Genomic DNA, 12,404 nt, shown 5'->3' on the forward strand with positions numbered 1-12,404 from the left:
CAATTGATTGCATGTTAAGTGATTGAAGTTAAACGAATGTTGCGCTGCGCCAGTGCGGCTTGCGGCGGCTGCGATCTTGCCCTTAGAATCGAAACCATCACTACAAAGTATAAATAGGCAGAGAAATGGACAGACAGCGCTGCTTGCAAGGCACATTGTATAAACCGGAGTTTGAACAGGACAGCTGCGGCTTCGGCCTGATCGCCCAGTTGGACGACAAGCCCAGCCATTGGCTGGTGGCCACCGCCATTTCGTCGCTGGCCAAGCTCACCCACCGCGGCGCGATGGCGGCGGATGGCAAGTCGGGCGATGGCTGCGGCCTGTTGTTCAAGAAACCGGATGGCTTTCTGCGCGAAGTGGCCGGCGAATCGGGCATCGCGCTCAAGTCAGTGTACGCCGCCGGACTGGTGTTCCACCATCCCGAAGCGGCGTCCGGCGAGCGCAGTTTGTCGCGGCTGAAGGAATACCTGGAGGCGCAGAAGCTGGAAGTGGCCGGTTTCCGCGCGGTGCCGACCGACAACAGCGCCTGTGGCGGTGCCGCGCTGGCCTCGCTGCCGGCCATCGTCCAGGTGTTCGTCAACTGTCCATTCGGCATGGATGAACTGACTTTCCAGCGTCGGCTGTACATGGGCCGCCGGCTGGCGGAAAAGGCCAATCGTGAGAACGACCCGCATTTCTACTTGCCCACGCTGTCGCCGCATACCATCTCTTACAAGGGCTTGGTGACGCCGGATCACCTGGCGGTGTTTTTCCCCGATCTGGCTGATCCGCGTTTCGAATCCAGCCTGGCGGTATTCCATCAGCGCTTTTCCACCAATACCTGGCCGCAATGGAAGCTGGCGCAACCGTTCCGCTTCCTCGCCCACAACGGCGAGATCAACACCGTGCAGGGCAACCGCAACTGGGCGCGGGCGCGCGAGCGCATCATGGCCTCGCCGCACCTCGACATGGACGCGGTGCGTCCCATCGTCCAGACCGACGGCTCCGACTCCATGAGCCTGGACAATATGCTGGAAGGGCTGCTGATGGGCGGCATTCCGCTGTTTCGCGCGCTGCGCCTCTTGGTGCCGCCGGCCTGGCAGAACGTCGACAGCACCGACAAGGATTTGCGCGCCTTCTACGAATTCAACTCCATGCACATGGAGCCGTGGGACGGTCCGGCCGGCATCGTGCTGACCGACGGCCGCTACGCCGCTTGCATGCTGGACCGCAACGGCTTGCGTCCGGCGCGCTGGGTGCTGACCCGCGACAACATCCTCACCATCGCTTCGGAAGTGGGTGTGTGGGACTACCGGCCGAAGGACGTGGTCAAAAAGGGCCGGGTCAAGCCGGGTCAGCTGTTCGGCGCCGACTTGGCCAGCGGCGAATTGCTGCTGCCGGAAGAGATCGACGCCCAGCTGAAAAGCGCCAAGCCCTACCGACAGTGGATCAAGGACAGCGCCAAGTACCTGGAGCTGTCGATAGAGGACGACGCCGGCGTCGAGGCTTTGTCCAAGGAAGAGCGGTCCCGGCTGCAGAAGCTGTTCAACTTCAGCCGCGAGGAACGCGACCAAATCCTGCGGGTGCTGGCCGAGGACGGCCAGGAGGCGGTGGGCTCGATGGGCGACGACACGCCGATGGCGGTGCTGTCGCAGCGCGTGCGTTCGCCGTTCGACTACCTGCGTCAGCAGTTCGCCCAGGTGACCAACCCGCCGATCGATCCGATCCGCGAGGCGGTGGTGATGTCGCTGAACACCGTGTTCGGCCCGGAACGCAATATGTTCGAGGAGAGCGCGGAACACGCCAAGCGGCTGGAAGTGCGCTCGCCGGTGCTCAGCCATGAGAAGTTCACCCGCGTCACCACCCGGCCGGAGCCCTATCTCAAGGCCACCAATTTCGACCTGTGCTACGACCCGGATGAAACCACGCTGCGCGAGGCCATCGTCAGCCTGACCCGCCATGTGGTGGAGGCGGTGGAGGAGGGCACGGTGGTGGTGGTGCTGTCCGACCGCCATGTCACCGGCCAGCGCCTGCCGATCCACGCGCTGTTCGCCACCGGCGCCGTGCATCACGCGCTGATAGACGCTGGCCTACGTTGCAAGACCAATATCGTGGTGGAGACCGCCGCGGTGCGCGACGCGCACCAGGTGGCCTGCGTGCTGGGCTATGGCGCCACCGCGGTTTACCCTTACCTCGCCTATCAGAGCATCATCGAGCTGGTGAGCAGCGGCGAGGTGGATCTCAAGGCCAACGAGGCGTTGCAGCATTACCGCAAGGGCATCAACAAGGGCCTGCTCAAGGTGCTGTCCAAGATGGGCATCTCCACCATCGCCTCCTACCGCGGCGCGCAGCTGTTCGAGGCGGTGGGCATTCATGAGGATGTGGTGGCGCTGTGCCTGAAGGGAACCGTGTCGCGGGTGTCGGGCGCCGGCTTCGACGACTTCGAGGCCGACCAGAAGAAACTGGCGCGGCTGGCGTTCAACCCGATGCGCGGCATCGCTCAGGGCGGCCTGCTCAAGTACGTGCACGGCGAGGAATACCACGCCTACAACCCCGACGTGGTGACACAGTTGCAGAAAGCGGTGCAGAACGACGACTACGCCGCCTATCTGCAATACGCCGAAACGGTGAATAGCCGCCCGGTGGCGATGCTGCGCGACCTGATGAGCCTCAGGCTGGCCGAGCAGGCGCTGGACATCGACGCGGTGGAGCCGGTGGAGGCTATCGTCAAGCGCTTCGATTCGGCCGGCATGTCGCTGGGCGCGCTTAGCCCGGAGGCGCACGAGGCGCTGGCGATCGCGATGAACCGTCTGGGCGGCCGCTCCAACTCCGGCGAGGGCGGCGAGGACGCGGCGCGCTACGGTACCGAAAAGATGTCCAAGATCAAGCAGGTGGCGTCCGGCCGCTTCGGCGTCACCCCGCATTACCTGGTCAACGCCGAGGTGCTGCAGATCAAGGTGGCGCAGGGGGCCAAGCCGGGCGAGGGCGGGCAGCTGCCGGGGGACAAGGTGTCCGGCCTGATCGCGCGGCTGCGCCACGCCAAGGAAGGCGTCAGCCTGATCTCGCCGCCGCCGCATCATGACATTTATTCGATCGAGGACCTGGCGCAGCTGATCTTCGACTTGAAACAGGTGAACCCGACCGCGCTGGTGTCGGTGAAGCTGGTGGCCGAGCCCGGCGTCGGCACTGTCGCCGCCGGCGTGGCCAAGGCCTACGCCGACCTGATCACCATTTCCGGCTACGACGGCGGCACCGGTGCCTCGCCGCTGACCTCGGTGAAATACGCCGGCTCGCCGTGGGAGCTGGGCCTGTCCGAAGCCCAGCAGGTATTGCGCGCCAACGGCTTGCGCGGCCGGGTGCGGGTGCAGACCGATGGCGGCCTGAAAACCGGCCTAGATGTGGTCAAGGCCGCCATCCTCGGCGCCGAGAGCTTCGGTTTCGGCACCGGGCCGATGGTGGCGCTGGGCTGCAAATACCTGCGCATCTGCCACCTGAACAATTGCGCCACCGGTGTGGCGACGCAGGAAATCAAGCTGCGCTCCAAGTACTTCACCGGCTTGCCGGAGATGGTGGTCAACTACTTCCTGTTTATCGCCCGCGAAACCCGCGAGTGGATGGCGAAGCTGGGCGTGCGCAGCATGGAGGAGCTGATCGGCCGCATGGATCTGCTGGAACTGCTGGAGGGCGAAAGCGACAAGCAGCGCAAGCTGGACCTCAGCCCGCTGCTGTCGCAGGGCACGGTGCCCGACAGCGAGCCGCGCTTCTGCATCAGCGCCAGCAATCCGTCGTTCGACAAGGGCGAACTGGCCGAAGCCATCCTGAAGGACGCGCTGCCAGCCATTCATAACAAGCAGATGCTCGAGCTGTCCTACGCCATCGAAAACACCCATCGTTCGATCGGCGCGCGGCTGTCCGGCGAGATCGCCCGCGTCCACGGCGCGGCCGGTCTGCCGTTTGGCTGCCTGAAAGTGAAGTTCAGCGGCAGCGCCGGACAGAGCTTCGGCGTGTGGAACGCGTCCGGCTTGCATCTGGAGCTGGAAGGCGACGCCAACGACTACGTCGGCAAGGGCATGGCCGGCGGCCGCGTCACCATCTACCCGCCCAGGGACGCCGGCTACAAGGCCAGCGAATCCATCATCATCGGCAACACCTGTCTGTACGGCGCCACTGGCGGCCAGCTGTTCGCCGCCGGCATCGCCGGCGAGCGCTTCGGCGTGCGCAACTCCGGCGCGCTGGCGGTGATAGAAGGCGCGGGGGACCACTGCTGCGAATACATGACCGGCGGCACCGTGGTGGTGCTGGGCGAAACCGGCTACAACTTCGGCGCGGGCATGACCGGGGGCTTCGCCTTTGTCTACGATCCAGGCGAGAAATTCGCCTACCGCTACAACAACGAGCTGATCGACATCCACCTGATCAACGGCGAGGCGATGGGCATGTACCGCGCCTACCTGCTGGAGAAGATCGCCAAGCACGTGGAGCTGACCGGATCGGAAACCGGCCGCGCGATGCTGCAGAACTTCGACGACTACGTCGACTACTTCTGGCTGGTGAAGCCCAAGGCGGCCAAGCTGGAAAGCCTGCTGAAAGACTAAGCGCCGGTTGAATCGATACGCGGCGGCGCGGGAAGGCGCCGCCCATCCCTGCGGGAGAGAACAAGATGTCCGATGTATTCCAATTCATGAAGCTGTCGCGCAACCCGGGCGACAAGATCGACGCATCCGTGCGCAAGATCGAATTCAAGGAAATCTATCAGCCGCTGCACGCGGTGGATGCCGCTGACCAGGCTGGCCGCTGCCTGTCTTGCGGCAACCCTTACTGCGAGTGGCAGTGCCCGGTGCACAACTACATTCCCAATTGGCTGAAGCTGGTGGAGGAAGGCCGGCTGTTCGAAGCGGCGGAGTTGTCGCACCAGACCAACAGCTTGCCGGAGATATGCGGCCGCGTCTGTCCGCAGGACCGTTTGTGCGAAGGAGCCTGTACCCTGGACCAGGGTGGTTTCGGCGCGGTCTCTATCGGCAGTATCGAAAAGTACATTACCGACGAGGCGTTCAAGGCAGGTTGGCGACCGGACATGTCCAAGGTTGTATGGACTGACAAGACGGTGGGGGTGATTGGCGCGGGGCCTGCTGGATTGGCTTGCGCCGACGTGCTGGCGCGCAACGGGGTGAAGCCGGTGGTCTACGATCGTTACGAAGAGATCGGCGGCCTGCTGACTTTCGGCATTCCGGAATTCAAGCTGGAAAAGGAGGTGATCCGTCGCCGGCGAGAAATCATGGAAGGGATGGGCGTGCGCTTTGTTCTGAATACCGAAGTGGGCAAAGATATTTCCATCGACAAGCTGCTCAAGCAGCACGACTCGGTTTTCATGGGCATGGGCGCCTACAAGTACATGAAGGGCGGCTTCCAGGGCGAAGACAGCCCGGGGGTGCTGGAGGCGCTACCCTACCTGGTCAACAATGTGCGACAGAATCTGGGCACGCTGCCCAAGGGCGAAGTCCCGGTGTCCATGCGCGGCAAGCGGGTGATGGTGCTGGGTGGCGGCGATACCGCGATGGACTGCAACCGCACCGCCATCCGCCAAGGCGCCAAGCGGGTGATCTGCGCCTACCGCCGCGACGAAGCCAATATGCCCGGCTCGAAGCGTGAAGTCGCCAATGCCAGGGAGGAGGGGGTGCAGTTCCTGTGGAATCGCCAACCCATCGCCATCGAACCGATGATAGGGGGCACGCTGGCTGTCAAACTGGCGGAGACCCGGCTTGGGCCGCCGGATGCCAAAGGGCGCAGGAATGCGGAAGTGGCGCCAGACAGCGAAGAGATCATCGAGTGCGACCACGTCATCATTGCTTTCGGCTTTCAGGCGGAGGCGGCTGGGTGGTTCGAGGCCCAGGGCATCCATACCGCTGGCAACGGTCGTACGCTGGTTCAGGCCGGCGGCAAGCATCCGTATCAGACGGACAATCCGAAAATTTTTGCCGGCGGCGATATGGTGCGCGGCGCCGATCTGGTGGTCAGGGCCGTATTCGAAGGCCGGCAGGCGGCGGAAGGCATACTGGGTTACTTCGACTGCGTGTGAGGCGACAACGGCAGGCGGGCTGGGTTTGAACCGCGTTTTCCGGTTTCAAGCGTGGCCGGCCAGGCCGCCGGCGGGAGGTTCCAATATACAAGACTGCGCGGCGGGACTAAACTTCCGCGTCTGAGTGGTGAAGATGGTGGTTTCCAGGCTGCGGTTGCGCATGCTCGCGCGGCATTCCCCGTGGCTGAGCGCCGCACCAGGCAAAGCAGACGATCCCGATCAGCGCTTTGAGTCTGTGACTAGCTGGCGATCAATGCGACTTGGAGTGCTATTGGCATCGCTAGCCTAGTGTTTGAGCATGGCGGGGGATAACAGGCCCGAGCAGAGAAAATGCCGAACCGACGGCTCAAGCGCCGTTGCTTACCTGAGCGTATCGGGATTCGCGACACAATTCTGAGATGGTATGCTTTTTGTATGCGGTCCAGTCAAGACCATTTTTGAATATCGAGAAGTGTTTTATAATCGGAAGCGCCATCATTCTTTCCCTGGTGATCAACCCCCGCACAGCAGTACTCCGCTTGGTAAGCTCAGAAACGCAATCGTGACGATGGCATAATCCTGCACGGCATATCTGTAATGCATATTCGAGCCCGCGATCACTCAGAGTTGTTATGAACAAACCATGTACTGAATCGGAAGCAGAGAAGTGGCATCAATGAAAGTTCTAGTTCTAGGCGTGACAGGCATGCTGGGCAATGCCATGTTCCGAGTCTTATCAGAAGACTCTGGCTTGATTGTCTACGGCACGGCCCGCGGCGAGAATGCTCGCCGCCATTTTTCTGCCGAACAGGCTGAGCGATTGGTCATCGGCGTCGATGTGGAAAACCATGACTCGCTCGCCAGAGCCTTTGCCGCCACGCGTCCGGACGTCGTCGTTAACTGTGTCGGCCTCGTCAAGCAACTCGCCGATGCCAACGACCCCTTGCAGGCCGTACCGATCAACACATTGCTCCCCCATCGTTTGGCGGGCTTATGTCAGGTCGCCGGCGCTCGACTCGTGCATATCAGCACAGATTGTGTCTTCTCAGGCAAGCAAGGCAATTATCTGGAATCTGATTTTCCTGATGCATATGATTTGTATGGCCGTTCCAAGCTTTTGGGCGAAGTGGACTATCCCCATGCGATAACGCTGCGGACGTCGATTATCGGCCATGAGCTGTCTGGGCAGCGTAGTCTGGTTGGCTGGTTCCTTGCGCAGCAAAAAACAGTCAAAGGCTTTACTAAGGCCATTTTCTCAGGTCTGCCGACGGTGGAGCTGGCACGCGTGGTGCGCGATGTGGTGTTGGGTCGTCCTGACCTGCATGGCTTGTACCATGTCGCCGCCCAGCCCATCAATAAATTTGACTTGCTGAGCCTGGTGGCCGCGGCCTATGGGAAAGAAATTGAGATTTTGCCTGATGATTCGTTGGTGATTGATCGATCTCTCAATGCTGACCGCTTCAGAGAAGCGACTGGCTATGTAGCGCCAGACTGGTCGACGCTGGTTCAGCGTATGTGTGAATTTATATAATCAGGAAGAGAAGATAAAGATGTTTCTCAATAAAACCTTGATGATTACCGGCGGTACCGGTTCTTTCGGCAACGCGGTACTGAAGCGATTTTTGGCAACTGATGTAAAAGAGATTCGTATCTTTAGCCGCGATGAAAAAAAACAAGAAGACATGCGGATTGCTTTGAATAATCCAAAGCTCAAGTTTTATATTGGCGATGTCAGGAATTATGACAGCGTGAATGAGGCAATGAATGGCGTTGACTATGTCTTTCACGCTGCCGCTTTGAAGCAAGTACCCTCTTGCGAGTTTTATCCGATGGAAGCTGTGCGCACCAATGTGCTGGGTGCGGAAAACGTCATGAATGCCGCAATTGCGAATAAGGTCAAGCGGGTCATTGTTCTGAGTACGGACAAGGCGGTATATCCTATCAATGCGATGGGTATATCCAAGGCTATGATGGAAAAATTGATGGTGGCCAAGTCGAGAATGCGAACCGAAGGCGAAACCGTTCTTTGCGCAACCCGATATGGCAATGTTATGGCTTCGCGAGGCTCGGTCATTCCGTTGTTTGTAAGCCAGCTGAAAGAGGGTAAGCAATTAACGGTTACCGACCCGACGATGACCCGCTTCCTGATGTCTCTTGAAGACTCGGTTGATCTGGTATTGCATGCATTCGAGCATGGACGCCAAGGCGATATCTTCGTGCAGAAGGCTCCTGCTTCGACTATCGAAGTATTGGCTCAAGCATTGAGCGAGCTATTTGCTAAAAGCAATAAGATTCAGGTTATTGGTACGCGTCATGGCGAAAAGCTCTATGAGTCTCTCGTTTCGCGCGAAGAGCTCGCTCATGCGGAAGATATGGGTGCCTACTACCGCATTCCTGCGGACCACCGCGATCTGAATTATGCCAAATTCTCTGTCGAAGGTGAAACTGAGATCACGCTGTATGATGATTATACATCGCACAATACCGAGCGTTTAGATATCGAAGGCGTGAAGAAATTACTTCTGACATTGGATTTCATTCAGGAGCAGCTGAATGCTTAAGGTAATGACTATTGTTGGTACGCGTCCTGAGCTCATTAAGATGTCAAGAGTCATCGCAGAGTTTGATAAGCATACCAAGCATGTTTTAGTGCATACTGGACAAAATTTCGATTATGAATTGAATCAAGTTTTCTTTGATGAATTAGATATTCGAAAGCCCGATTATTTTCTTGAAGCCGTCGGCAATAATGCGGCACAAACTATTGCTCGTGTAATAGAAAAAGCGGATGAAGTGCTGGAAAAGGAGCAGCCGGATGCGCTGTTGCTGTACGGCGATACTAATTCTTGCCTAGCAGTGATATCGGCCAAGCGCAGAAAAATCCCTGTATTCCATATGGAGGCGGGTAATCGCTGCTTTGATCAGCGGGTGCCTGAAGAGCTGAATCGTAAAGTCTTGGACCATTTGAGTGATATCAATATGGTTTTGACTGAGCATGCGCGTCGTTATTTGCTGGCTGAAGGCATCCCTGCGGATAGAATCATTAAGACTGGTTCTCATATGCAGGAAGTATTGAGCCACTTCATGCCCAAGATCCAGCAGTCAACCGCGCTGGATAAGCTGCAGCTGCAGGCTAAAAACTATTTCCTGGTGAGCGCGCATCGCGAAGAAAATGTCGATACCACTACCAACCTGCAAGATCTGCTGGATACCTTGCAAGCGTTGGTTAAGCAATACGATATGCCAGTGATTGTTTCGACGCACCCTCGCACCCGGCAGCGTTTGGAAAAACTGGGAATCGAATCTATCGATTCAAAAATAAAATTCCTCAAGCCATTTGGGTTCTTTGATTATATCAAACTGCAGATGGAGGCCTTCTGTATCTTGTCTGATAGCGGCACGATCACGGAAGAAGCTTCTCTGTTGAATCTGCCAGCTGTAACCATCCGCAATGCCCACGAGAGGCCGGAGGGGATGGATGAAGGCACGCTGGTGATGACTGGATTGAAGGCTGAACGTGTATTGGATGCTGTGAGCGTTGTAACGGAACAGTCGTCTCAGCAAGGCTTCAAGCCTAATACTGTAGCCGATTATGCAGGCGGGCAAGTTTCTGCGAAGGTCGTACGCACCGTATTGAGCTATACCGACTTCGTTAATAGAACTGTATGGTCAAAGCTTAAGGCTTGAGCCCCCGAATTAATTATACAAGGATACCCAGTGGGACATTTAGTTGAGAAGTATACTGATTCTTACTTTCTGCGAAAAAATGAGCAGGGCGAGACTCTTGCTTATGGTGTAGAGGGCATTGAATCGTTTATCAAGGGCGAGTTGCGCGAGCATGATCGAGAGATTTTGGATCATGTGAATTTTTTGGATGCAAACGTACTTGAATTTGGTTTTGGTCGTGGGGAAACTATCAAGTATGCTTGGGAGCAAGGTGTTCGTAGTTACACAGGCGTAGATTTTTCTCAATCGGCTTGCCGAATTGCACAAGAATTTCTCGAGAAATTCTCGATTTCTGGCCCGGAAATCGTATGTTCCGATGCGATTGATTTTGTTCGCGCTTATGCTAAAAAACAGCAAGAAGGACAGAATCAGGCCATTGATATCGTGATGATGCTTGATTTCGTCGAGCATGTCCCGCGCACTGAGCTGTCTGAGATTTTCACCTTGTTGAGACCGTGCCTGTCCAGCAAGGCGGTCATTATTGTGAATACGCCAGACTTCCTGGTAGACAACGATGTGTTGACTGAAGGTTTGAACGAGCAAGGCAAGGACTCTTCTGACTTTATCGAAGAGACGCAAGGGATGCATTGCAATCGTTACACGCTGCAAAGCCTCAGACAGTATTTCAAAGATCTTGGCTATCAGGCAGTTTCTCGAGGGCATTATTTTGTCGTCGCGGCAGAGGCTCCGAGCGAATGGACGGGCGAGCTTGCATATAGCGAATGCTGGAATGGAGCACGCAATCGTGGCTGCCTGCTGAAGCAAGAGTGGCCGCGTGAAAGTTTTGAAACTGTGCTCGAGCAATTGGAACAGCCAGAATTGCGGAGATTCACACAGGGCAATCTGAATGGAATTTCGCTTTACGCAACCGATAGCTATCTGGAATATTACGAGAATGGCAATTACGATAATTTCCTGACTAATTATATCGAGCAATACGATCTGAGAGGGAAAGTCGTTTTTGATCTGGGCTCTTTCGTTGGCGTGAACAGCATGCAATTTGCCCGGATGGTCGGTCCGAATGGCAAAGTTTGCGCTTTTGAGCCCAATCCTTTCAATCGTGATCGTCTGAGATTAAATGTCTCGGAAAACCCGGAAATCAGCGACCGCATCCGCGTGTTCCCGTTTGCAGTATCGGAAGTATCCGGAACAACGAGCTTCAAGCTCCACCGCGATGTGGATGCTGGAGTCAGCAGCGCTTCTTTCATGAACGGTGCGCATACAACCTTGCAAGAAGATACGCTGAACTCCTTGGGCTTTACCGAGGTTTCGGTGGAGGTGTGCACAATTGACGAGTTTGTCGAGCACACCGGCCTGGTTCCGCGTTGCATAAAAATCGATATCGAAGGCTCTGAACACCTGGCTCTGTTTGGAGCAATAAAAACTTTGGAAGCACATCGGCCCGTTGTTCTTCTGGAGCTGCATTCCATATTCTGCACGGTCTTGGTGTCTAATACCCTTTCTTCGCTTGGCTACGCGGTCGAACTGCTTCATGTCGAGCCGGACGGCAGATGCTTCGTTGGTGCAAACGCTGAAGCTAAGGCTGGCGCACAGGAGTCGGCAGGGGGTTCCGCTGCAGTATTGGAAACCATGCGTGTCGAAATCAGCCGCTCCAGGAAGGAAGTAGAGACTGTTTCGGTAATCAATAAAGCTCTTGCCACAAGCTTGAGTGCGATGAATGCTGAGAATGCCAGCCTCAAGAGCGATCTTGATATTTTGAGAAATGAAGCTGATGTCTTGAAGCATGAACATGCTGAATTGAAGATTCAGGCAGATTCTTTGAGATCTAGTCTTCTTCGTTATCAAATGAATCCCATTATCAGGTTTGCTCGTGGAGTTTATCGCAGGTTCAATTAAAGAATAAGCGAAATATAAGAAAGCAGGGGAATTGGTCAGTGAATTATTTAGGCATATTTCGGTATTTGCCGATCTTTGTGAATTTGGTACAGTCCGATTTTCGGAGACGTTATCTTGGGACTTACTTGGGAGCGCTTTGGGCATTTGCCGCGCCGCTTTCCACGATTGCGGTCCTTTTGTTCGTTTTCAATGTCGGATTTCGTTCTGGCCAAGTTTCTGGGGTGGAGTTTGATGTTTGGCTGATTTCTGGATTGATTGTTTGGTTTATATCAGTGATGGAATTATCTCTGGCTCCAATGCAATCACGGAATACAGTTTTTTGGTCAAAAAGATGCAATTCATGACCGAGCTGCTGCCGATTGTTAAGGTCACATCCTCACTTTATGTTCATTTGATCAATTCGGCCCTGCTGATCGCTTTGTTATTATATAAAGGCCATCGTCCTGATATATATTGGTTACAGCTGCCATATTATTTTATTTCGCTCTATGTCTTTGTTTTGAGCGTAGCTATGGTTGCATCGGTCATTCAGGTGTTTATTAAAGACTTTCAAGGTGTAATCAGTATTTTGATGCAAATTGGCCTGTGGGGAACTCCGGTTCTTTGGGATGCTAAAATGCTCCCTGCCAAGTACCAATTTTTAGTTACGTTAAATCCTGTAAATTACCTTGTTCAGGGATATCGTGAAGTATTTCTTTTCAAGGGTTGGTTTTTTGAACACCCTGCAAAAGCCCTTTATTTCTGGGGGGTAACAGCTGCCATGTTGTTGCTAGGTATGCTGTTGTTC

At 55.8% G+C, this 12,404-nt stretch carries 7 protein-coding genes; all 7 read left to right on the top strand.

Annotated elements, in window-relative coordinates; translation table 11 throughout:
- Positions 1-125: 125 nt before the first annotated feature.
- Positions 126-4,574, top strand: coding sequence for a glutamate synthase large subunit (gene gltB, locus BI344_RS19165; protein WP_071114397.1), 4,449 nt, complete (start codon positions 126-128; stop codon positions 4,572-4,574).
- A 65-nt stretch (positions 4,575-4,639) separates the two neighbouring features.
- Complete coding sequence (locus tag BI344_RS19170; protein WP_071114398.1) at positions 4,640-6,055, top strand: FAD-dependent oxidoreductase; 1,416 nt, start codon at positions 4,640-4,642, stop codon at positions 6,053-6,055.
- Between the two features lie 655 nt (positions 6,056-6,710).
- On the top strand, positions 6,711-7,565 hold the full coding sequence (locus BI344_RS19175; RefSeq protein WP_071114399.1) for a dTDP-4-dehydrorhamnose reductase family protein: 855 nt from the start codon (positions 6,711-6,713) through the stop codon (positions 7,563-7,565).
- 19 nt (positions 7,566-7,584) lie between these two features.
- On the top strand, positions 7,585-8,595 hold the full coding sequence (locus BI344_RS19180; protein WP_071114400.1) for a polysaccharide biosynthesis protein: 1,011 nt from the start codon (positions 7,585-7,587) through the stop codon (positions 8,593-8,595).
- Positions 8,588-9,721: a non-hydrolyzing UDP-N-acetylglucosamine 2-epimerase gene (gene wecB, locus BI344_RS19185; protein ID WP_071114401.1), complete on the top strand. Its 1,134-nt coding sequence runs from the start codon at positions 8,588-8,590 to the stop codon at positions 9,719-9,721. The genes BI344_RS19180 and wecB overlap by 8 nt, the downstream gene beginning before the upstream one ends.
- A gap of 30 nt (positions 9,722-9,751) precedes the next feature.
- Entirely contained in the window at positions 9,752-11,617 is a 1,866-nt protein-coding gene (locus tag BI344_RS23265; protein WP_083370298.1) for an FkbM family methyltransferase, read from the top strand.
- 235 nt (positions 11,618-11,852) lie between these two features.
- Positions 11,853-12,404, top strand: a 552-nt coding sequence (locus BI344_RS19200) for an ABC transporter permease (protein WP_071114404.1), incomplete at its 3' end; no start/stop codon positions are given.

This window comes from Chromobacterium sphagni, from assembly GCF_001855555.1.
In the GTDB taxonomy this organism is placed as follows: domain Bacteria; phylum Pseudomonadota; class Gammaproteobacteria; order Burkholderiales; family Chromobacteriaceae; genus Chromobacterium; species Chromobacterium sphagni.